The 23,779-nt window shown below is 39.2% G+C and carries 15 protein-coding genes; 13 read left to right on the top strand and 2 right to left on the bottom strand.

Annotation, left to right across the window (positions count from 1 at the left end; translation table 11 throughout):
* Nucleotide 1 precedes the first annotated feature (1 nt).
* Together H1R81_RS07285 and H1R81_RS07280 are read right to left on the bottom strand one after the other, a co-directional pair.
* Nucleotides 2-1,123 (bottom strand): SGNH/GDSL hydrolase family protein, encoded by a 1,122-nt coding sequence (locus H1R81_RS07285; RefSeq protein WP_181840049.1) that lies wholly within the window; start codon nt 1,121-1,123, stop codon nt 2-4.
* A 141-nt stretch (nt 1,124-1,264) separates the two neighbouring features.
* Entirely contained in the window at nt 1,265-3,004 is a 1,740-nt protein-coding gene (locus H1R81_RS07280) for a DUF4091 domain-containing protein (protein ID WP_181840048.1), read from the bottom strand.
* Between the two features lie 183 nt (nt 3,005-3,187).
* Here H1R81_RS07280 and H1R81_RS07275 point away from each other — a divergent pair, with 183 nt between their 5' ends.
* From H1R81_RS07275 to H1R81_RS07215, 13 genes are all read left to right on the top strand, one after another.
* Entirely contained in the window at nt 3,188-4,015 is an 828-nt protein-coding gene (locus H1R81_RS07275) for an SGNH/GDSL hydrolase family protein (protein WP_181840047.1), read from the top strand.
* Between the two features lie 106 nt (nt 4,016-4,121).
* The gene (locus tag H1R81_RS07270) at nt 4,122-5,402 is read left to right on the top strand and encodes a sugar MFS transporter (RefSeq protein ID WP_181840046.1); all 1,281 of its coding nucleotides are present in this window, start codon (nt 4,122-4,124) and stop codon (nt 5,400-5,402) included.
* 56 nt (nt 5,403-5,458) lie between these two features.
* A complete protein-coding gene (locus H1R81_RS07265; RefSeq protein ID WP_181840045.1) occupies nt 5,459-6,853 on the top strand; it encodes a Gfo/Idh/MocA family protein in 1,395 nt (464 codons plus the stop codon).
* A gap of 6 nt (nt 6,854-6,859) precedes the next feature.
* Complete coding sequence (locus H1R81_RS07260) at nt 6,860-7,591, top strand: glucosamine-6-phosphate deaminase (RefSeq protein WP_181840044.1); 732 nt, start codon at nt 6,860-6,862, stop codon at nt 7,589-7,591.
* Nucleotides 7,588-8,772, top strand: coding sequence for an N-acetylglucosamine-6-phosphate deacetylase (gene nagA, locus H1R81_RS07255; RefSeq protein ID WP_181840043.1), 1,185 nt, complete (start codon nt 7,588-7,590; stop codon nt 8,770-8,772). The genes H1R81_RS07260 and nagA overlap by 4 nt, the downstream gene beginning before the upstream one ends.
* Nucleotides 8,773-9,187: 415 nt before the next feature.
* Complete coding sequence (locus H1R81_RS07250; RefSeq protein WP_181840042.1) at nt 9,188-9,802, top strand: RNA polymerase sigma factor; 615 nt, start codon at nt 9,188-9,190, stop codon at nt 9,800-9,802.
* A gap of 71 nt (nt 9,803-9,873) precedes the next feature.
* Entirely contained in the window at nt 9,874-10,953 is a 1,080-nt protein-coding gene (locus tag H1R81_RS07245) for a FecR family protein (protein ID WP_181840041.1), read from the top strand.
* A 284-nt stretch (nt 10,954-11,237) separates the two neighbouring features.
* Entirely contained in the window at nt 11,238-14,582 is a 3,345-nt protein-coding gene (locus tag H1R81_RS07240) for a TonB-dependent receptor (RefSeq protein WP_229251077.1), read from the top strand.
* A 20-nt stretch (nt 14,583-14,602) separates the two neighbouring features.
* Nucleotides 14,603-16,462 (top strand): RagB/SusD family nutrient uptake outer membrane protein, encoded by a 1,860-nt coding sequence (locus H1R81_RS07235; RefSeq protein ID WP_181840040.1) that lies wholly within the window; start codon nt 14,603-14,605, stop codon nt 16,460-16,462.
* A gap of 136 nt (nt 16,463-16,598) precedes the next feature.
* Nucleotides 16,599-17,966, top strand: coding sequence for a DUF1080 domain-containing protein (locus H1R81_RS07230; protein WP_181840039.1), 1,368 nt, complete (start codon nt 16,599-16,601; stop codon nt 17,964-17,966).
* Nucleotides 17,967-18,009: 43 nt separating this feature from the next.
* Nucleotides 18,010-19,716 carry a hypothetical protein gene (locus H1R81_RS07225; protein ID WP_181840038.1) on the top strand — a complete coding sequence of 569 codons (1,707 nt, stop codon included), beginning with the start codon at nt 18,010-18,012 and terminating at the stop codon, nt 19,714-19,716.
* Nucleotides 19,717-19,740: 24 nt separating this feature from the next.
* On the top strand, nt 19,741-21,741 hold the full coding sequence (locus tag H1R81_RS07220; RefSeq protein ID WP_181840037.1) for an NPCBM/NEW2 domain-containing protein: 2,001 nt from the start codon (nt 19,741-19,743) through the stop codon (nt 21,739-21,741).
* Between the two features lie 15 nt (nt 21,742-21,756).
* A complete protein-coding gene (locus H1R81_RS07215; RefSeq protein ID WP_181840036.1) occupies nt 21,757-23,775 on the top strand; it encodes an NPCBM/NEW2 domain-containing protein in 2,019 nt (672 codons plus the stop codon).
* Nucleotides 23,776-23,779 lie beyond the last annotated feature (4 nt).

Genomic DNA, 23,779 nt, shown 5'->3' with positions numbered 1-23,779 from the left:
GCTACTTCTTCCTCCCCCCTTTCTTCCCCAAAATCCTCCCAATCGCCTTCTCATAAGCATCGGCATACTTCATCATGCCTATGTCAGTTGGGTGAGTGCCATCTACGGTTGAGGCAGAATCAAAACCTATATCTGCGCCAGTGAGCAGATGGATATTTTTCACTCCCTCTTTTTTCATGGCGGCATACGTCTTGTTCATCACTTCGCTACTCCAGGTATATCTATTAAAGAAAGTAGTATCTACCCCTACCGCAGGCACTCCACAACAATGCTCAACCAATAAAATTGGCACATCAGGGTGTTTGCTTTGCAGGCTTTTGACTGAGGTACGGATACGGTTTTCTATATCTGCTCCCGGATATACCTTTTTATCAACCAGATTCGGTTGACAATCTAATACAAAAAGTTTGGCATTGGTTTCATTCAGCAGGTCAATAACAGGTTGCTCCAATCGCCCATTTCCTGAAAAACCTAAATTAATGATAGGTACATTGAGTTTTCTACCTAAAATATTTGTCCAGGCAAGGCCTGGTCTGCTGGCGCAAGCACCCTGCATGATAGAAGTACCATATAAAACCAATGGTTGCTGGTTACTCACTTGTAAAGGCGTAAAGTTCTTGTCTTTAGGTGTGCCTATCTGCATCCATTTCGGCATATTATATAAGGGCAAATACAGTCTGTATTCTTTAATCGGTACCCCACTTATCATATTCGTGAATTTATATTGTACTGTATCTCCAAAGTTATAAGCGCCACGTATCCATTGCCAGTTATTATTGGCATCTAAAGCATATAAATCAACCCCACTCACGCCTGTGGCTGGCATATGATCCATGCTTTTAGCTTTTGAAATCTGGTAACGAACTGTCAATTCAGTAGCATCGGTAGTAAATTTGATATATTCCCCTGCTGTATTTTGCCCTAAAGACCATACTGCCTGTCGAACAGTCTTTTCGGCTTTGGCAGGCAATCGGTCATAAGGTCTTACCAAATCAGTCTGCCAGGCCCTTCCCTCAATGACAGGGAAAGTAGCATCTGCAGGATTCCACCACTTCATTTGTTGAGCCATCGATGAAGTGGCAATCAGCATCAGGAAAAAATAAAGACAATAGGTGAGTTTCATAATGAGTGAATGATTGTCTCGAACTGTGATTTAACTGATTTGATGATTTAGCTGATTATTAAAATGATAAATTAAATATTATTAACAATCAGTGCAATCATCAAATCAGTTAAATCACAGTTCAAGACAGAAGTTAGCATATTAATTAATCTCATTCAAAAGCCCCTTCGCCTTCGCTACAGTCTCTTCTGCGGTTTCTGAGGCTAAGTCTTTGATTTCAAAAGTTTTTAAGGTTGCCTCCAGTTTGTTTAGCTGGGTTGTTTGTTGTTTGCTTTGATACTCTTTGCGTAAGATTCGTATCTTCTCAAAATCCTGTATTCCCTCAATAATTTTCTCAAAACGCATAGATGATAATGCACCCGGATATACCTGATAAGTATCTCCGGCGGGCCAGGCTGTAAAGCGACTGTCCGTCGATGGTGATTTTGGCCAGCTATTATATGCCCAGCGGAGATAACCATCCATTCCGGTTGCGGCTGTGTACCAACCCATCCAAACCATTTCATCCGGTGGAGAGAATGTAAAGGCATTCGGATATTTCTCGGCGCAACAGGTGTACCAGGTACTTAACTTATTTTGTTGCTTACGTTTCTGTAAAACATCTTCCGGGTATTTCCATCTTGATGCTACACAATAGTCAAAAATATCATTTTCAATTTCAGCATGATAATCTCCGGCTAAAGACACTTTCCAGTTAGGGTCAATGGTTTTCAGCAATTTAATAACTGACTGCATGGCAGGCATCGGGCGCTCGTCCATTGCAATGGTTGTGATACCAAACCAACCTTTATCCCTTAAATGTCTGGTAAAATCTGTAAGCATAGGTGTCCAGAATTCATTGTAAGCCGGTGTGCCGATGGCTTGGGTGAAAACGGCCTCTCTTCCTGCGGCTTCATCATTATAAGTAAAAGCAATTTTCCAAGGAACCATACTATAGCAATTGATTTGCTTGTTAATACCGCAACTCATCACAAAGTCCACGTATTTATCAAATAACGAATAGTCATAAGTCCATGAACCATCTTTTTTCTTTGTCCATTTAATCAGGCTTGGAAAATCGTCATACGTCTGGTGTCCCCAGGGCTCATTTACAATACTGGTGGTTACGATTTTCTGTCCCGCATCTGCAAGCATTGTATAGTATTTTCGCATCATGGCAAAGTGTGCGTCGCTCCATGGCTCTAATTTATGTACACGAGCTATGGCAAATGGGTGTTGCCAGAAATCCAATCTATACGCCCATTCAGATGGTGGAGGTAAAATTTTATCCACTACTTTCAGAGCTACCTTCAAAGTATATTTCTTATCTGCATTAATTACAACAGTACCAAAATAAAGTCCGGGACTTGTATGAGAAGGCACTTTCACACTCACCCATACAGGCTGCGTTGTGTTCTTTTGTACCTGCATGCTTTTTATATCGACATTAATAATATCTGCTACTTTCGATGAATCAAAATCCTGTGGTTTCCGGTAGCCACATCCGTTTCTGAACTCGTCGGTCATCACATATTGCAAAAAACCTGTACTGATATTCTCCTTTTTTATCAGGTCTCCTTTGGTATTTTTTAAATCACTTACATTCACTGTTACATTGCTCAAATCCTTTTTACTCCATAGCAATATTTGGGTATGTACTTTTTCTCCTTTCCATGCGCCGGCATTCCAGGTATCATTCTGTTTAATTTCGGGCGGTAATTCCTGAGCAAAGCGTTTGCTTCTATTGGCAAAACTCACATTGGTTGTGGTAGAAACCTTGCTCCATTGCGTAGCCAGTTGCGCAGGATTCGTATCTGGCTTTTTTTGCAGGGCAAGGCTTACATCTTGTGCCAATACTATTTGTGTAAACAGGCAACAAGCGATTAATACTATTTTTTTCATTCGTGTGTATTGTAGGTTTTGTTCGTATTAAATATATGGTTGAATTTCATCTCAAATTAAGCAAAAATATTGTAGAGTTCTTAATACTTTAGATTTAGAGAAAGGATTGTAGCTTAAAAAGCATCAACGCATATCAAACAATAAAAAAAGTATTTATCTTTACTCAACCTTGAACATTCAACTATGAAAAAACTCTCCGCTCTTATCGTGCTGATAGCATTGATCAGTTCGTTTACCTTCAAAGAACTTTCATGGGTTGCTATCGGCGACTCTATCACTTATCTGAACGACCACCAAAAAGAAACCGGAGATCGTGTGATCAGAGGTTATATGACAATGGTTACCGAGAAACTTCCAAACATCAAATACATTAATCAAGGACATAATGGCTGGACATCGGGAGGAATTGCTAATGGCATTGAAAAATTAGGATTAACCAAAGCAGATGTGTACTCTATTTTTCTAGGAACTAATGACTGGTGGCAAGGACGACCATTGGGCCAATTGACTGATTATAAAAACAACACGGGCAATAATACAGTCTATGGCTCTTTCAGAATCATTGTAGATAAATTGAAAAGTCTTAATCCGGAAGCGCCGATTATTCTGATTACCCCTATGCAGCGGGTAGATTTTGTGTATATAGCCAATCATAAGAACAATGCTTATGGCTCATATAAACCTAATAAGAGTGGGCAAACACTTGAATCATTTGCTTACGCCATTGATTCTATTGGTAAATTTGAAAAATTTCCGGTAGTTGACCTATACCATACCAAAGGCCTGGAAATGGAGCATCTGGTTAAATTCAAACGCCTGAAAGACCCGCAAACAGGTAAATATGTTAATTATACTTTCCCTGACTTCATCAATATTCCTTTCAACCCTGAAACTGATGAATATCCTTATCCGGTAGAATCTATTGCCAAAACTTACGATGGTTTGCATCCATCCGACGCAGGTTATGAATTAATAGCCAAGCCATTGATAAAAATCATGAAGAAATATTGATAGCTCAATAGTTGAATTACTGCGCCTGAGTTAAGAATAGCCTTCAATCAGATAAAAGCAGTATAGAGATAAGAATAACCATTCAACCCTAAAATTCAAAGCCGTAATGTCATCGAAAAAATCGTATGTTACCTCTGTTGTTATTCTGGCGACATTATTTTTTATCTTTGGATTTATCTCATGGTCAAATGCAATCCTGATTCCTTACTTCAAAATTGCGTTCCAGCTCACCAGTTTTAAAGCCTATCTGGTAGCTTTTGCGTTCTATATCTCTTACCTGATTATTTCGTTGCCATCATCTATATTATTGAATAAATTCGGTTATAAACGAAGTATCGTTACCGGACTTTGGGTAATGGCACTTGGCGCTTTAGTTTTTATTCCGGCTGCCATGCTCAAAAGTTATGGCCTTTTTCTTACCGGCTTGTTTACGCTGGGTACTGGTTTATCTATTCTGCAAACGGCATCCAATCCTTACATTACCATTATCGGCCCTCTCGAAAGTGCTGCGCAGCGCATCAGCATAATGGGTATCTGTAATAAAGGTGCGGGTATTATAGCCCCACTCATTCTCTCCTTTATTATTCTTAAACCTACGGATATTAAGATAATTGAAAATCTGAGTGCTGAAAATCAGGTTGTAAGACAAGAATTGTTAAGTCAATTATTAGATAGAGTCATATTGCCTTATGGAGCAATAGCCTTCGCCTTATTTGTATTAGGTACTTTAATCTATTTTTCTTCGCTGCCTGAAATTGAGCATGAAAAAGAAGAGCAGACAGGCAACAAGTCTATTTTATCACACCCAAGCCTGATACTGGGCGCTATCGCCATATTTTTCCATGTGGGTACACAGGTGATTGCAGTAGATACCATTATCAATTATGGTGTTTTTCAGGGTCTTTCGCTGAATGCAGCCAAGGTTTTCCCTTCCTATGTACTCACCATGACAATTACAGGCTATATCACAGGCATTATTCTGATTCCTAAATTTGTGAACCAACATACTACCCTGAAAATCTGTACCATTTTAGGCTTGCTATTCAGCATTTCAATCATTCTTGCAAATGGAAAAGTAGAATTTCTGGGCGTTTCAACCGACATCTCAATCTGGTTTATTGTGTTGTTAGGTTTAGCAAACTCGCTTATCTGGGCAGGCATATGGCCTTTAGCTATCAAAGGCTTAGGGAATCTGACAAAAATCGGTTCTTCACTTATGATTATGGGATTAAGTGGAAACGCCATCATGCCTTTGATTTACGGATACTTCGCTGATATTTCTAATCCGCAAACCGCTTACTGGATATTAATCCCCTGTTTTTCATATCTGATTTTCTATACATTTTATGGATATAACCTTAAACATTGGACATTGAAAAATAAGTAGACCTCTATTTACAACAAATATAACGAGCTTCTTAAATAAGCCGAACTATTAAACAGATGAAAAATAACAGAAGAGATTTTTTGAAGATAGGTGGCGCTTCAGCCCTTACATTAGCAACTAACTGGGATACAAGTGCTTCAGATGCAAATAAGGATAAAAAGAAGGCAGCCTTTAATATGTCAGGCTATGCAGCCCCTAAGCTTGAAACCGTAAGAATTGGTTTTATCGGTGTTGGAAACAGAGGTAGTGGCTCAGTAATCAGAGTTAACCGGGTTGAGGGAGTAGAAACGAAAGCCATCTGCGACAAACGTGAAGTGAAAGCCCGTGAATCGGCAGACAAGCTTGAAAAAATGGGGATAAAAGTTGACCTATATTATGAAAATGAGGATTCCTGGAAAAAAATGTGTGAAAGACCTGATATTGACTTGATTTATATCGCTACCCCGTGGCATCTGCATACACCAATGGCTGTTTATGCAATGAAACAAGGCAAGCATGTAGCAATAGAAGTACCCGCCGCTGTAACGCTGGAAGAATGCTGGCAATTGGTTGAGACATCCGAATCAACCAAAAAGCATTGCATGATGCTTGAAAATACCTGCTATGATTTCTTTGAATTACTGACACTCAATATGGCTCGTCAGGGTTATTTTGGAGAGGTTATACATGTTGAAGGGGCATATCTGCATGATTTGAGAGATAGTCTGATGACTGATGGGAAATATTCAGATAACTGGCGATTGAAACAAAACCTGCGCAACGGCAGTTTGTATCCAACGCATGGCCTTGGCCCGGTGAGCCAGGTATTGAACCTGAATCGGGGCGATAGAATGGACTATCTGGTTTCTACCTCTTCAAATGATTTTACTTTACACGATATTGCAGTAGAAAACGCCAAGAAAGACAACTATTATCAACAATTTGTAGATAAGAAATTCAGAGGAAATCTGAATGTAACCACAATCAGGACACTGAAAGGGAAAACCATTATGATTCAGCATGATGTGTCTACTCCACGTCCATACTCTCGTATCCATCTGGTGAGTGGCACCAATGGGATTGCTCAAAAATACCCTGAACCGGGCAGAATCTCCGACCATCACCACGAATGGTTAAAAGAAGCCGAATTAGCCAAATTACAGGAAGAGTTTACACCACCTATTGTAAAAAAAATAGGCGAAATGGCAAAGCAGGTGGGCGGCCACGGCGGTATGGATTTTATGATGGACTGGCGCATGATAGATTGCTTACGCAATGGTATTCCGCTCGATCAGGATGTATATGATGCCGCACTTTGGAGTGCGGTTGCTCCTTTGAGTGAAGCTTCTGTCAAGAACAGGTCGAAATCTATTGATGTGCCTGATTTTACAAGAGGTAACTGGAAAACAAACGAGTCAATGGACATCACGATGTCAAAAGGAGGAAATACCGGAATCAGAAAATACAATTAATCAGCAATGGAGATAATAGTTAGCGAAAACAATAGGGAATTAGGAGAGAAAGCAGGGAAAAGTGCCGCAGAAAAAATCAGGAAAACAATTGCTGAAAACGGACAGGCCAATATCATTTTAGCAACAGGAAGTAGTCAGTTTCAGACACTTTTAAATTTGTTGAATGATAATGCTATCGACTGGTCAAAAGTAAATATGTTTCATCTTGATGAATACATCGGGCTTTCAGAAAGCCATCAGGCAAGCTTCAGAAAATACTTGAGAGAGCGGTTTATTAATCAGGTGCCTGCATTAATGAGTTATACACTGATAAATGGTGAGGGAGATATTACTGAAGAGCTAAAGCGGCTCAGCGAAAAAATCAGCCAGCATCCGATTGATGTGGCTCTGGTAGGCATAGGAGAAAACGGTCATCTGGCTTTCAATGACCCACCTGCCGATTTTGAAACTGCGCATGCCTATATTGTGGTTGATTTAGACCTGGCCTGCCGACAACAACAACTTGATGAGGGTTGGTTTAATAGTCTCGCCGAAGTGCCACAAAAGGCTATTAGTATGTCTATCAAACAAATCATGTTATCAAAAAGTATTGTTTGCTCTGTGCCTGATTTAAGGAAGGCAGGAGCTGTTAAGAACACGCTAAAGCAAAAAATAAGCCCTATGTTTCCGGCAAGTATCCTTCAGAATCATCCTGATTGTGAATTGTATTTAGATAATGATTCAGCAAGTCAGTTATGAGACTAACCAAAATAGTAAATGGTAGGGTAATTACCCCTCATGAAATCCTGCAAAATACTACTATTGTAGTGAAAAACGGAAAAATTGATAGGGTATTTACTCAACCCATTGAGATTGAAGAGGCTCAGATTATTGATGCCTGCGGAAATTTTGTGTCGCCTGGTTTCATTGACATTCATTTGCATGGCGGAGGAAGTTATGATTTTATGGATAATACCATAGAAGCATTTCAGCAAATTGCTATTACCCATGCCCAGCATGGTACTACGGCAATGGTGCCCACTACACTTACCTCTACCAAAGGGAATCTCATAAAAACACTTGAAACTTATGAATTAACGACAAAGACCCAATACAAAGGAGCCGGTTTCTTAGGTGTTCATATTGAAGGTCCTTATTTTGCTATGAGCCAGCGAGGGGCACAAGACCCTAAATATATCCGCTTACCTGATGCCGACGAATACAATGAAATTCTTAACAGGTTTCCGTTTATTACCCGTTGGAGTGCTGCACCTGAACTACCCGGTGCTGTTGAGTTTGGTAAGGTGCTGCATAAAAACAATATTATTGCTTCAATAGCCCATACAGAAGCATTATATGCTGATGTAATAAAAGCACAGGAAGTTGGCTATTCATTAATGACACACCTGTATTCAGGAATGGTGGGCGTAATCAGAAAAGAGGGCTTTCGCTATGCGGGTACGGTTGAAAGTGCCTTCTTATTAGATGATATGGATGTGGAGGTAATTGCCGATTTAAAACACCTACCTGTCGAACTGCTTCAATTAGTCTATAAAATTAAAGGTTCAGACCGTATGGCACTTATTACCGATGCCATGCGTGCAGCCGGAACGAATGCAACTACAAGCAAATTGGGAAGTCTTGAAGATGGGCTTGATGTAATAGTAGAAGACGAGGTAGCTAAGTTACCAGACAGACAATCCTTTGCTGGAAGTGTAGCTACCGCCGACAAGCTTTTAAAAAATCTTGTTAAAAATGTAGGTATATCCATTTTAGAGGCAGTAAAAATGCTCACAGCTACACCAGCCAGAATAATGAAAGTACAAAACTCAAAAGGGAAAATAGAAAAAAGCTTTGATGCTGATTTAGTGATTTTTGATAATGATTTTAACATTAGAAGCACTATTGTTAATGGCAAAGTAGTTTTCCAGAAACGTTAGAAATTAATCCTATTGGGTCAAAACCCTTATTCTTTTCAAAAGTATTTACTTTGATTACTTGTAATCAGATTCTATCAAAGAATAAATAAACCCTAAAACTATTAGAGAGATAAGTACCTTAAGAACATAAAATTGAAGTTTAGAACGATTTACTACAAATACTTTATCGATATTTTACTTTTTCGTAATATTTACAATAGAAAAAGCATAAAAAATACCTTCAAATGAATATTTTATAGATAGAACCTGTTTAAACTTATTTCTTTTGGCTACAAATGGCAATTCTTCTTGAAATATTTAATTTGTCTTCGTATTTAGTGACATTAGCTACATTTTAATAAAGAGGTAATCAATTATTCTAAAAATGTAGTTTATTTGTAACCCCTTTTGTTTCAAACTGTAATGTGAAGTATCAATGAGTTCGCAAGGAGTACATATAAATGCGTCAACCGACTCTCAACTTTGGCAACAGTTGAAGAATGGTAGCGAATTGGCTTTGGGAAAACTACTAAGAAAATATTTTAATACTTTACAAAACTATGGTTATAAATTTATCAAGAACGAAGATTTTGTAAAGGATTGCGTACAGGAAGTTTTTGTGGAAATCTGGAGCCGTAGAAATACCATTGCCCAACCCGAGAGTGTAAAAGCATACCTATTAAGCTCTGTCAGGAAAAAAATATTGCGTGAAAGCGTTCGTCAGAAAATCAATCAGGAAAGCGAAATAATCAACATCGAAAATGATTTGAATTTTGCAGAGCTTTCTCCTGAACTCCAGGTTATCGAACAGGAAAATACACAGGAAACCATAAAAAAAATAGCCGCATTACTTAATTCATTACCGAAAAGACAAAGGGAGGCAATTTATTTGAAGTATTACCAAAACCTGGAACGAGACGAAATTGCCCAGATTATGGGTATCAATGCTCAATCGGTTTCTAATCTTTTACAGGTAGGTTTCCAGACCATACGAGAAAGTTGGTTAGGTCTTTTCATACACTATTTGTTTCTGTTGAATTTTATTTTGTAAAAAAATATTTTCTGAAAGCAGTATTTTAAACCAGTTACTGACATCTTATACATATTACTTTCTTTTAGCTGATGAACTTAGATTATCGTAACTATAGCTTTGAAGACTTTAGTCGGGATGATTCCTTCCGGCAATGGGTTTTCAATCCAGACAACAAAAGCGAATTATTCTGGACAAATTGGATAGCCCAAAACCCTGACTGTGTTGAGAGCATCAATTCGGCCAAGGCTTTTTTGTTGACTCTCCATGAGAAAGAGATAGCATTAGACGACGATGAATTAGATATAATTACAGCCAGTATTATTAAAGAAAACGGCGTCAAAATTCCGTTCTGGAAAACGCAGGTATTCAGAATTGCCGCTTCAATTGCTATTATTTCAAGCATCGCATTCTTTGGTCTAAGATATTATGCTGACACTCAGAAAACAGCTTTTCTTGAAAAAATCAATCCAAGCCTGACCAACAATTATTTTGAAACTGAAAATCAGGCATCTGAGGCCAAAAAGATAACTCTTGAAGACGGGAGTATTGTTACGCTTTATCCGAAAAGCAGAATTCGCTATCCTAAGCAGTTCTCCGAACAAGCAAGAGAAGTTTACCTGGCTGGTCAGGCTTTTTTTGAGATTACTAAAAACCCTAAACAGCCTTTCTGGGTTTATACTAATTATATTTCCACTCAGGTTTTAGGAACCAGTTTCATGGTAAAAGCATTCGATAACGACAAGAATGTAAAAGTTGAGGTACACTCAGGAAAAGTTTCAGTATATAGCCGAGAAGATCTTGAAAAGGCTAAACTTCAGAAGAAGAATGAACTGGCTGGTATTATCCTGACACCCAACCAGGTTATTGACTATTCCATTACCGAGGCCCGCCTGCTTAAATCAATTAATAAACATCCAGAAATATTGAGTTCTGAATCTCCCAAAAACTTTGTATTTGACGAAGCTCCTATTGCCAAAGTTTTTGAGCAACTCGAAAACTCTTATGGTATCCATATTATCTACGACGAAAAAAATATGGAGAACTGTTATCTGACAGCCTCTTTCTCTGATGAGTCATTGTATGAAAAATTAAATCTGATTTGCAAAATCACTCATTCAACTTACGAAATGGTTGATGCTCAGATAGTTATACATAGTAATGGCTGCTGAAAAACATTTTTTTGCATTATTTCAAAAAAAACTTTAATAAAAACAAGTATCTGCATCCTATCTCTGCCATCCATAGTTAAAACCACAATTTCCTATGGATGGAACTCTATACCTTAGTAACCCTTCAAAAAAGACTTTTAAATTCTTGCCAGATCGCTCTCTTTCCGTATCACTAAGTATGCTTAGTGGGTAGCGTCCTATTGCTTTTTGCAAATGGAAAAATAAAATATTCCTATTTATTCTTTGATAAAAAACATATTAACCCTAAATTTTATCTCAATCTGATGAAAGAGTTTTTCTCCCCCCTATTATTAAAGAAACTTATGAGGGTTTCCTTTATACAATTATTATTAAGCTTGATTGGTCTGGGCATTTCTTATGCCCACTCTGCTATCGGTCAAGAGGTTCTTGAACAGAGAATTAGTGTCAAGGCTTCTAACGATAATCTGAAGTCCATGCTCAATTTCATTGAGCATAATGTAAAAGTAAAATTTGTCTACAATCCGAGAGAAATAAACATCGGCCAGAAAGTTTCTTTTGAAGCCAAGAACGAGACACTAAAAACCGTTTTAGAAAAAATCTGTAAGCCTCTGCAAATCTCTTATGAGGTAAATGGTAAACAGATATTACTTTATAAAGAAGCCGTTGGCTTTGTAGATGAGCCGAAACTGATACTGCCTGGCAATACAATTGAGGAAGAAAAACCATTAAAGATTATTTCAGGAAAAGTTTCCGATGAAAAAGGAGACGGAATTCCAGGCGTAAGTGTAGTAATGAAAGGAACTAACAAAGGAGTAACTACCGATATTGAAGGGGTGTTTCGTTTAGATGTACCCAATGAATCTACAATATTGGTTTTTAGCTATGTAGGTTATATTACACAGGAAATTGTAGTGGGTAATAAGACCATGATTGATGTAAAGCTCATGCCTGATGATAAAGCCCTTGACGAAGTAGTAGTGATTGGTTATGGAGAACAGAAAAAAAGTGATCTGACAGGAGCGGTTGCTTCTATGCAAACTAAAGATATCGTAAGAGCTAATCCCGTTTTAGCATCAAAAGCTTTACAGGGGCAAGTAGCCGGAGCAACAGTTACAAAGGCAGATAATCGCCCGGGAAGCTCCTATAACATAACTATCCGAGGTGAAAACACCATTAATAACTCGACAGCACCCCTCGTTGTGATTGATGGACTAATGGGAGGAGATATTAATAATTTGAATCCCAACGATATACAATCTATGGATGTGCTTAAAGATGCCTCTTCAACCGCTATCTATGGTGCAAGAGGGGCTAACGGTGTAATTATAATTACTACTAAAAAGGGGTTATCTGGTAAGCCAAGAGTGAATTATGATAGTTATGTAGGTGTGAAAATTCCGGCTCACTTACCCAAATTGATGAATAGTGAGCAATTTTATAAAGCTACTTACACCGATCGGATTTTAGAAGGAGCAACTGAAGCTAAGTTTACTACCATAGAATTAGATAATATTAAAAATGGCCACACAACCGACTGGGTTGACTTAATCACTGACCCTGGTGTGCAGACTAATCATACGCTAAGTATATCAGGTGGTAATGAAAAAACCACTTACCGTTTTTCAGGTGGATTTCTGAATGAAGATGGCAATGTATTGAGCACCAACTTTAAGAGATATAACCTTAATGCTGGGCTTGACAGCAAATTAGGCGAGCATTTTAAAGTAGGTTTTACTTCTTATGCTACTTATTCTATTCAGAATTTAGGCTCTCAGGAGTCTCTAAGAGGGGCTTACCGGGCAAGGCCTACCGGAGTTGCCTATTTTAAAGATTTACCAAATCCTTCAGAAAATCAGGATTTTGATATTAATGGTGCAGCTTTCTGGATGGGTATTAACGACAAGCAAGTACCCAACCCATTAAGTGATGTTGACCCCAATCAGTCGAAACTTCAAACTACAGTTTCTAATATTATGGCTAATGCTTATGTTGAGTATTCGCCAATTAAAGGTTTAAGTATTCGTTCATCCTTGTCTACTACTTATGGTACTACAAAATTAGGAGATTTCAGAGGAACATGGACTAAATCTCAGATTGGTCAAAAACCAAGAACCCAGTTAGATAATCGTATCGTAGGAAGTTATACACTTGATAACATCATTAATTATAACGTAGAATTAGGTCAGCACAAAATTAATCTGACTGGTCTGCAAAGTGCTTTCTATCAACGCAATGAGGCTTCTTCCATTGCCGTAAAAGATTTACCCTATGATTCAGACTGGTTCGCTATCAATACCGGAACTGTTACAGCGTATAGCAGTTCTTTAATTGAGCGCTCACTCTCTTCTTACATGGGTCGTTTGAATTATACTTTCCGGGACAAATACCTTCTAACCGTTACAGGTCGTTCAGATGGAGCATCTCAATTGGCCGCAGGTAATAAATGGGCTTTCTTCCCTTCAGTTGCTTTAGCCTGGAGATTGATTGATGAATCATTTATGCAACGTGTCAAAGTTCTTTCAAACCTGAAACTGAGAGCCAGCTATGGTGAAGTGGGCAACTCAACCGTGAACCCATACAGCACACAAGCAGGACTTTTGAATACAGGCTATGACTTTGACGGTACTGCTGCTTATGGATTTGCTCCGGCGAACCTTGGCAATAAAGATTTGCGTTGGGAAAGAAGTAAAGAGTTAAATTTTGGTTTAGACTTTGGATTATTCGGTAATCGTATTTCGGGAACTTTAGAATTATATGATAGAAAAACAGAAGATCTGATATTGAGTCAGAAAATCCCGACCACCTCGGGTTTTTCTGATGTAACCTCAAATGTTGGTAAAATCCAGAATAAAGGAATCGAAATTTTATTGAATACAGTCAATATTGCCACTAATGATTTTACCTGGAATACAACACTGACATTTACCAAAAATAACAATAAGTTGCTTGAGTTGTACGGCAATGGACAATTGGTCGATAAAGGAAATAAACTTTTTGTAGGATATCCTATCAGAGCTAATTTTGATTATGAGTTTGCTGGTATCTGGCAAACAACAGATAAGGATTTGGCTGCTAAATATAACCAGGTGCCCGGTTCGGTTCGTGTAGTAGATCAGAATAACGATGGTGTAATATCATCTACTGAGGGAAAAGACGACAGAGTCTATTTAGGTTCTGAATTACCTAACTTTATTATGGGTATGACCAACCGTTTTAAATACAAAAATTTTGATTTATCGTTCTTTGCCTATTATAGAAATGGTACCTTATACAACAACAGAACTTTATCAGGTACTTTCGGAGAAATAACTGCCCAACGCTACAACAAATTAGCTGAACTGGACTATTGGACAAGTGAAAACCCCTCAAATACTTACTTTGGTGTCGCAGCTCCAAACCCATATCGTAGTGCCATTAACTATCAGGATGCCAGTTTCTTACGGATTTCAGATATTACTTTAGGATATAACGTTCCTAAAGGTTTAATGGACAAATGGAAACTTTACAATGCAAGGGTTTATACACAGGTAATTAATCCTGTTATAACCTCAAAATTTGTTGGATTTGATCCAGAATTCAATTCAGCAATTTATCAGGATGATGTTCCGTCTATAACCATCAGCCTGGGAGTTAACCTTAGTTTCTAATCTATTTTAATCGAAAGACAATGAAAGTTATATATTCAAAAACTAAATTTTTGCTTGTCGCAGGTTTATTACTTGTTTCGATGAGTTGTAAAGATTCTTTTCTTGACGAAAATCCGAAGAGTACCCTCACTACCGATGTTTATTATAAAACAGAAGCCGGTTTTGAAGATTTAGTAAAAGCCTGTTATCCATTATTAAGAAATATCCATCAAAACAGAGCATTGGTGCAGAATGGTACTGACATCTTCTCTGCACAAGGAGGCTGGAATCCCTCAGCAGTAAATGGTAAGGAAACCCCGCCGAGTCAGTATGATGTATATGATACACGTTTTAATGCTACTATGCCCGAAATCCAGAGCCTTTGGCAAATGTTATATGCCGAAATCGCCCGAACAAATACTGCTATTACCCGCTCTGAAGGCATTACTACAATGACCGCAGCATTGAAAGATACAAGAGTCTCAGAAGCAAAATTTTTAAGAGCCTTGTGTTTCTTTTATGCGGTTCAGCATTGGGGTGATATTCCGATGCCTTTGGCTGAAATTACAACTCCTAAAAAAGATTTCCCAAGAGTGCCTGCTGCTGAAGTTTACAAACAGATTATTGCAGATTTACTCGAGTGTGAAACTAAATTACCTGTTACTGCCTCAAACTATGGTCGTATCACAAAAGGAGCAGCACAATTTTTACTGGCAAGGGTCTATCTGACAAGAGGTTGGAACTTCAACAATTCATTGGGTGGTTCAAATGCAGATTTTGATGCCGCGCTCCAATATGCTGATAAAATCATTGACACCTATCCTCTGGCCCCTAATTATAAAGATTTGTTTCCAAAACGCTCTGATAATCCGTTAACCCAATATACGGGAGCACAGAATGATAAAAATGCAGAAATTGTTTTTGCAGTTCAATATAATAGTGATGTACTAACTAATAAAACAGACCCTGCATTTACACAGGATGCAGCCGGAGGAAACGACCTACACTCTCGTTTTGGCCCAAGTGGAGAGGGTTTTATCGGTAGTAAAGGACGCACCAGTGACTATAACCGTTGTTTAGGTATTCACCAGATAAATACAGCAACATATCGTCTTTTCGACCCAGATAATGACACCCGTTATGCCCATAATTTCGTAAGTATAGGTTATGCGCTCTCAGCTGTAAAAGATTATAAACCGCTGCCGCAAAGTAACCCGAATCTCAAAATTAATTTTGCCGTAGGTGACACCGTTTTAGTTAACCGCCCCTGGAATAAACCGACAACCACTTTAGCAGAAAGAGGGGTTGATCTGGGAGGAACTAAAAACTATGCCGTAGTAAACACTTACGAATACGGTGGAGGTTATCCTATTGATAATTCCGGCTTGAACGTACAAGCGCCATTGATGTGGAAATTCTGGCAACCGGGTATTCCTTATGGTGATGCATATGGTACATTCAATGAAGCTATTTTCAGATCTGCCGAGGCCTATCTTATAGCTGCCGAAGCTATTGTAAAAGGAGCTAAAGGAGGGAAATTGAGTAGCGCAGAAAACTATTATAATAAGGTACTTGACCGCGCTTTAGGTGCTAAACAGGGCTCAGACCCGAAACGGGCTGCCACTCCTGAAGACCAGAAGTCGCTGGATGCTGTTTCATATCGGGCAACTGCTTCCAATATCAGTATTGATATGATTTTAGATGAAAGAGCTCGTGAATTAATGGGTGAATATGGTCGTTGGTTTGATTTAAAAAGAACAGGCAAACTGGTTGAGCGTATAAAAAAATACAATCCATGGGTAAAAGGACAATCAATCACTGACAAGCACAATCTAAGGCCGATTCCACAATCAGAAATAGACCTTTCTTTCCCTAAAATGACACAGAATCCAGGATATTAACTCTATCCCCAATCCTCACTCAACTATGGAGAAGGGAGTAAATTCTCTCTCCACAGTTGAAAAAAGGAATTTATAGATTAGGGCTACATTTAGACACACCTTACTTTAACCTAACCATCTATTCAACCTGAACACTATGATTCGTATAAGTAAAGTAGCATTCTTCGGAATGCTACTCTTAAATTTCACTTCGCAAGCTCAATGGAAAGACCTGTTTAATGGTACAGACCTGAAAGGGTGGATTAAACGTAATGGCAATGCTGAATATAAAATCGAAAATAAGACCATTATTGGAATTTCTCGGCTGAACACACCTAATACATTTCTTTGTACCGAAGCCCTCTACGGAGATTTTGTTTTAGAAGTAGACGTAAAAGTTGAGGTAGGTTTAAATTCCGGTATCCAGATACGAAGCATCAGTGACCCTAATATTATGAAAGGAAGGGTACACGGGTATCAGGTTGAGATAGACCCGGCCCAACGTGCATGGAGTGGCGGTATTTATGATGAAGCAAGAAATGGCTGGTTATACCCGCTTTCGGCCAACCCTCATGGGCAAAAAGCCTTTAGAAACGGACAATGGAATAAATATCATATAGAAGCTATTGGCAATAGTATCAAAACCTGGATTAATGGTATTCCATGTGCCAACGTGCTTGATTCACAGACAGCCAGAGGGCTGATAGCCTTACAGGTTCATCAAATCAAAAAGCCTGAGCAGGAGGGCTTGACCGTTCAATGGCGAAATATCAGAATTGCCACTGAAAACCTAAAAGAAGTAGTATGGAAAGGTGAAGAAGCACCCGAGGTGAGTTACCTGGTCAACCAATTATCTGAAAATGAAATCAGAAAAGGCTGGCGATTATTATGGGATGGCAAAACTTCGGCAGGCTGGAAACTGGCTAACGGCAGCACATTTCCGAAAGCTGGTTGGGCTATTGAAGATGGAGTTTTAAAAGTAATGGGTTCTAAAAAAGACAGTGTACGCAAAGGTGGCGATATAGAAACCGCAGAAGAGTTTTCAAATTTTGAACTTGAATTAGATTTTAAATTAACAACAGGAGCAAATAGCGGTTTGAAATATTTTGTAGTAGATGACCCTAAGAAAAAAGAAGGCACAGGTGCCGGGCCTGAATTTCAGATTCTGGACGACAACGTCCACCCTGACGCCAAAGCAGGAATAAATGGTAACAGAACCACAGCTTCATTATATGACCTTATCACCGCTGAAAACCTTTCAGAAGGAAATAAGGAGAAACGGATTAACCCACCTGGTAAATGGAACAAATTAAGAATTGTATCTAAAAACGGCCATGTAGAGCATTGGCTGAATAACCTCAAAATGGTAGAATATGACCGTCATTCGCAAATATTCCGAAATCTGGTAGCCAAAAGCAAATATGTATCTTATCCGAACTTTGCGCAGGCTTATGCCGGACATATCCTGCTTCAGGACCACGGCGATGAAGTGCATTTCAGAAGTATAAAAATCAGAGAATTATAGTTGATATGCTTCATCAACAAATTTTAAAAAATTAACCCTAATCATGAATAGACGGACATTTGTACATACAGGTTTTCTTTCGGTTTGCGCAGTACCCTTTTTAAAAATTAACGCTTACCCTACGAGTTTTCAAAGCAAACCTGGTTGGCTACTGGAATGGATAAAGATTCACGACCAACAACTTCCGAAGTTCGAAACATTTAAAGTAACCGATACCGGGAACAAATATTTCGGAGGATATATGGACGATGTAGAGATACCGAATCCGCATTCGACCGGTAGCTTTGTACTGAAAGCCTGTATGTTGATGTCCTGTCCTGAATCAATTTATTATCAGTCAAAAGATGTACTCAAAAATGTTGAAGAAGCTGCAAATGCCATGCTCAGATTTCAGCATTCAGACGGCACGATCGACTTGCTGGCAACCAACTTTCATTCAACCCCCGATACTGCTTTTATTTTAGAAAATATGGTTCCGGCCTATAAGTTTCTTAAACAATCGCAGACTAAAGGTTCTGAAAAAGCCTTGAGTTCATTACAAAGTTTTCTGAAAAATGCGGGTGAGGCATTGATTGTCGGGGGTATTCATACTCCTAACCACCGTTGGGTAGTATCGGCAGCATTGACCAAATTGAACGAACTATTTCCAGACAAACGTTATACCAACCGTATTAACCAGTGGTTAGCCGAACATATCGACCTTGACCCTGATGGGCAATATACCGAAAAAAGTACAAATAGCTATTCTCCAATCGTCAACCGCTCTCTGATTATTATGGCGAGAGGTCTTGGGAAACCCGAACTACTAGAACCTGTTCTAAAAAATCTGGAAATGACATTGTATTATGTTCATCCGAATGGTGAAGTGGTTACCGAGGCCTCTAACCGCCAGGATAAAGGCACGATTGGCAATATGTATAAATATTACTATTGTTACCGGTTCATGGCTATCCAGAAAAATAACGGCGAAATGGCCGCTATGTGCCGACAAATAGAAAAGACAAGTACAAAAGAACAATTAGCAGGCTATCTTGATTACTTCCTTGAAGACCCTTCATTATGGAGAGAATTACCTGCCGATAAACCTTTACCAACCAGCTATACCAAGGCATTTCCTTACTCTGGCGTTGTCAGAATCAGAAGAGGAAACTGGGATACTACCATTTTATCCAAAAATACCGGCTGGCTTACTTTTCATAAAGGAAATGCCGTTTTACAAGCCATGCGGGTAGCTGCTTCTTTTTTCGGCAAAGGGCAGTTTCAATCTGAAAATATAGAGAAAGAAGACAATGTATGGATATTAAAAAATCATCTGGAAGGCCCCTATTACCAACCTCTTGATAAAGATAAAATCTCTGCTGATGGTGATTTAGATAAAATGCCGCGAACACTACGGAAGCAAAGCGAGATTCAGAAACTGGATACTACAATAAAGATTCAGGAAACTAATAACGGAATAGAAGTAGAAATCGACATGGCGGGAACCGAAGGTGTTCCCGTCACGCTCGAATTGATTTTCAGAACGGGCGGAACATTTGCAGGAGTTAGCAGCCATCCTGTTAATCCCAAGGCCTATCTTTTTGCAGGTCAGAGTGGTTCGTATTCAGCAGGAGGCGATACTATACATTTTTCATCAGGAAGAATCGAACATAAAAACATTCAGCTACGAGGAGCATTGCCGGCTTTAGATGCTCCAACGGTTTATATAACAGGCTTCACCCCTTTTAAACATACCATTAGATTATCATAAATCTAAGTTCCCTATAACCCTGACATGAAGAGAATAGCAGCACGGGTGCTTGTGTTTATCCTATTAAACACAAGTGCTGTTGCACAACACATAAAAAACATCTGGTTAGATGAGTTACCCATCAAATCATTTTCAGAGGGGATTCCCGCAGTATTGCCTAAAACAAATGCTGCCGGAGATTCTATGAAAATCACAGGAGTATATTACACGCATGGCGTGGGTGTCAATTCTACCAGTATTCTTTCATTTTATCTGGATGGCAACGCCACAGAATTTTCTGCTATAGTAGGGGTAGATGATAAAGGTGTGAAGAATCTTCCCCATAAATTTTATGTAATCGGCGATAAGAAAATATTATTTGAAAGCGGCGAAATGCAACTGGGAGATGCCGCCAAAACTGTAAAAGTAGATGTGAGCGGGATTAAACGACTGGGGCTTCTGGTGCTGGTAGATATGGAAGTAAACAGAACTTATTCAAACTGGGCAAATGCAAAGTTCCTAATGAAGAATGATGCACTTCCACAAACTTTACCAAACACTGACGATAAATATATATTAACCCCCGGGGCCGATAAAAACCCTAAAATAAATTCAGCAAAAATATTTGGGGCAAGGCCTGGCAATCCGTTTCTCTATACCATAGCTACAACCGGAGAAAGACCAATTTCATTTTCAGCCACAAACCTGCCCAGTGGGCTTTCTGTAGATGAAAAAACCGGAATTGTTTCAGGTAAAGTCTCTCAAAAAGGCACTTACAAAACTATACTGAAAGCCAAAAACAGCTTTGGTGAAACGCAGAAAGAGTTGAAGATTGTTATCGGCGATACGATTGCTTTAACCCCTCCTATCGGTTGGAACGGCTGGAACTCATGGGCCAGAAATATCGACCAGGAAAAAGTAATTGCTTCAGCAGATGCGATGGTTAAAACGGGTTTAAGCCAACATGGCTGGACTTATATCAATATAGACGACGCGTGGCAAGGGAAAAGAGGTGGTATGTTTAATGCTATTCAACCCAATGAAAAATTTCCCGGGTTCAAAGAGATGATAGATTATATACACGGTCTTGGTCTAAAGATAGGGGTATATTCAACGCCTATGATTACAAGCTATGCCGGGTATAATGGCGGTTCTTCAGATTTTGAAGATGGTAGAATTACCGATTCAATCATTAACAATAAAAGGGCTTTTCGTTATGTAGGCAAATACAGGTTCGAAGAAAACGACGCTAAACAAATGGCAGCCTGGGGTATTGACTATCTGAAATATGATTGGCGGATTGACGTTAATTCTGCAGAAAAGATGTCTGTCGCTCTTAAAAACTCAGGCAGAGATATCGTGTATAGTATTTCAAATTCTGCACCTTTTGCAAAAGCAAAAGATTGGGCGAGTCTAACCAATACATTCAGAACCGGCCCTGATATCAGGGATAGTTGGCTAAGCCTTTATCATTCTGCTTTTACGCTGGATAAATGGGCACCTTACGGTGGTCGTGGACACTGGCTTGACCCCGACATGATGATATTAGGTAATGTTACAACCGGCTCAGCCTTACACCCTACCCGCCTTACACCTGACGAACAATACAGTCATGTGAGTCTTTTCAGTCTTTTATCAGCCCCTTTATTAATTGGCTGCCCGATAGAACAATTAGATGCCTTTACCCTGAATCTATTGACCAATGACGAAGTAATAGAAATCAATCAGGATCCTTCAGGTAAACCTGCCAGATTGGTAAATGAAACAAACGGGGTACAAATATGGCTGAAACATTTAGAAGATGGTTCGTATGCAGTCGGGCTTTTTAATATTGCTCATTTTGGCCAAACTCCTGAATCATATATTCATTGGGGAGATGAAAAGACAGTGAATTATGAGTTTGATTTCAACAAAATTGGTTTGCAAGGTAAATTCAGATTAAGAGATGTATGGAAACAAAAAGATATAGGCATTTTCAGTAAATCTTTCTCAACAGCAATCAAGCATCATGGGGTTATATTGTTACGAATGTTTCCCGTAAAATAATGTTGTATTATAAGCATGAAATTAAATAAGCACTTAACCACTATTTTTATAACTCTGTCGCTGACTGCATCCGCTCAAAACATCAGAGCGGTGTGGTTAGATGACTTGCTAATCCAGACATACTCGGAAGGGATACGCCCGGTACAGACCAAAAAAAATTATTCAGGAGATACGCTGCGCATGAATGGCAAAAAGTTCGAAAGGGGCTTGGGAGCGCAATCTCCATGCGTATTAGCTTTTTTACTGAACAATAAAGCGAGGCATTTCTCAGCCTCTATTGGTGCTGATGATTTAGGCAATAAGAATATTCCGTTGAATTTTTACGTTCTGGGCGATGGGAAAGTGCTTTTTGAAAAAACTGGCATGAGAATCGGCGATGAACCCGTAAAAGTTGAGGTAGATTTAAAGGGTATTAAACAACTGGGACTCTTAGTAACAGATAACGTGGGGGGAGTCAATAATAAGCGAACCTACTGTAACTGGATAGATGCGCAGATAGAAATGACTGGCGATTATATACCTGAGCATGTAATAAACTCAGGCGAGAAATATATACTGACACCCCAACCGGCTTCCAAACCAAAAATCAACTCGGCCAGATTATTTGGGGCAACTCCAGACAATCCGTTTTTATATACCATTGCTGCCACAGGGCAGAAACCAATGAGTTTCTCGGCTTCCAAGCTACCCAAAGGATTAAATTTAGATAGTCAGACGGGTATCATTACCGGAAGTATCCACGAAAAAGGCACTTATAAAACTATACTCAAAGCCAGAAATAGGCTCGGCGAAGCTACTAAAGAGTTAACTATCAGAATTGGTGATACCATTGCACTGACCCCGCCTATCGGATGGAACGGATGGAACTCATGGGAGGCTAAAATTGACAGAGAAAAAGTAATAGCGTCCGCTGAGGCGATGGTAAAAACAGGCCTGAAAGACCACGGCTGGACCTATATCAATATTGATGATGCCTGGCAAGGGAAACGTGGCGGGCCAGGGTATGCGCTTCAACCCAATGAAAAATTTCCCGATATCAAAGGTATGTTTGATTACATACATTCTCTTGGTCTAAAAACAGGCTTATATTCTACACCTTATATTTCAAGTTATGGGGGTTATACCGGAGCCTCTTCTGATTTTGAAAAAGGCGGCGAAACTCATGAATCTATCATAGTTAACAGAAGAGCTTTTAATAGAATTGCCAGATATAGATTTGAAGATGTAGACGCTAAACAAATGGCAGACTGGGGAGTCGATTTTTTGAAATACGACTGGCGGATAGATATTAACTCTGCCGAGAGAATGCAGACAGCTTTAAAGAACTCAGGGCGCGATATTGTTTTTAGCTTATCTAATAACGCCCCCTTTGACAAAGTACAGGATTGGGTTCGTACCTCTAATATGTATCGTACCGGGCCAGATATTAAAGATAGCTGGACAAGCCTTTACCTCACCTCTTTTTCACTTGATAAATGGTCGCCCTATTCGGGTCATGGGCATTGGGCCGACCCCGATATGATGATTATCGGAAAGGTTTCTATTGGTCCGGTGATGCACGATACGCGGCTAACTCCAGATGAGCAGTACAGCCATGTAAGTATGTTCAGCATACTGGCCGCACCCTTGCTGATCGGTTGCCCGATTGACCAATTAGATGAATTTACACTTAACCTGCTATCTAATGACGAAGTGATAGAGATTAACCAGGATCCCTTAGGGAAAGGAGGAAGATTGATACTGAATGAAAACGGAATTGAAGTATGGCAAAAGCCATTAGAAGATGGCTCTTATGCCATTGGACTGTTTAATACAGCAGATTTTGGTAAAAACCCTCAATCCTATTTCCATTGGGGAAACGAAAAGTCAAAAGTATTCACGCTTGATTTGAAAAAAATCGGATTGACAGGCAAATACAGATTCCGCGATGTCTGGAGGCAAAAAGATTCAGGAATTTTTACAGATTCATTCAAAGCCGAAATCAGGCACCACGGAGTCGTATTGCTGAGAGTATTTCCTGTGAAAAAACAGTAACGGA

The sequence above is a fragment of the Emticicia sp. BO119 genome (assembly GCF_013912375.1).
Classification (GTDB): domain Bacteria; phylum Bacteroidota; class Bacteroidia; order Cytophagales; family Spirosomataceae; genus Emticicia.
Note: the sequence above shows the minus strand (reverse complement) of the source record. Positions and strands in the feature narration are given on the sequence as shown.

Bases quoted from the DNA above. Each gene is read 5' to 3' on its own strand.
- H1R81_RS07285 (WP_181840049.1), bottom strand. From the start codon at position 1,123: ATGAAACTCACCTATTGTCTTTATTTTTTCCTGATGCTGATTGCCACT.
- H1R81_RS07280 (WP_181840048.1), bottom strand. From the start codon at position 3,004: ATGAAAAAAATAGTATTAATCGCTTGTTGCCTGTTTACACAAATAGTA.
- H1R81_RS07275 (WP_181840047.1), top strand. From the start codon at position 3,188: ATGAAAAAACTCTCCGCTCTTATCGTGCTGATAGCATTGATCAGTTCG.
- H1R81_RS07270 (WP_181840046.1), top strand. From the start codon at position 4,122: ATGTCATCGAAAAAATCGTATGTTACCTCTGTTGTTATTCTGGCGACA.
- H1R81_RS07265 (WP_181840045.1), top strand. From the start codon at position 5,459: ATGAAAAATAACAGAAGAGATTTTTTGAAGATAGGTGGCGCTTCAGCC.
- H1R81_RS07260 (WP_181840044.1), top strand. From the start codon at position 6,860: ATGGAGATAATAGTTAGCGAAAACAATAGGGAATTAGGAGAGAAAGCA.
- nagA (WP_181840043.1), top strand. From the start codon at position 7,588: ATGAGACTAACCAAAATAGTAAATGGTAGGGTAATTACCCCTCATGAA.
- H1R81_RS07250 (WP_181840042.1), top strand. From the start codon at position 9,188: ATGAGTTCGCAAGGAGTACATATAAATGCGTCAACCGACTCTCAACTT.
- H1R81_RS07245 (WP_181840041.1), top strand. From the start codon at position 9,874: ATGAACTTAGATTATCGTAACTATAGCTTTGAAGACTTTAGTCGGGAT.
- H1R81_RS07240 (WP_229251077.1), top strand. From the start codon at position 11,238: ATGAAAGAGTTTTTCTCCCCCCTATTATTAAAGAAACTTATGAGGGTT.
- H1R81_RS07235 (WP_181840040.1), top strand. From the start codon at position 14,603: ATGAAAGTTATATATTCAAAAACTAAATTTTTGCTTGTCGCAGGTTTA.
- H1R81_RS07230 (WP_181840039.1), top strand. From the start codon at position 16,599: ATGATTCGTATAAGTAAAGTAGCATTCTTCGGAATGCTACTCTTAAAT.
- H1R81_RS07225 (WP_181840038.1), top strand. From the start codon at position 18,010: ATGAATAGACGGACATTTGTACATACAGGTTTTCTTTCGGTTTGCGCA.
- H1R81_RS07220 (WP_181840037.1), top strand. From the start codon at position 19,741: ATGAAGAGAATAGCAGCACGGGTGCTTGTGTTTATCCTATTAAACACA.
- H1R81_RS07215 (WP_181840036.1), top strand. From the start codon at position 21,757: ATGAAATTAAATAAGCACTTAACCACTATTTTTATAACTCTGTCGCTG.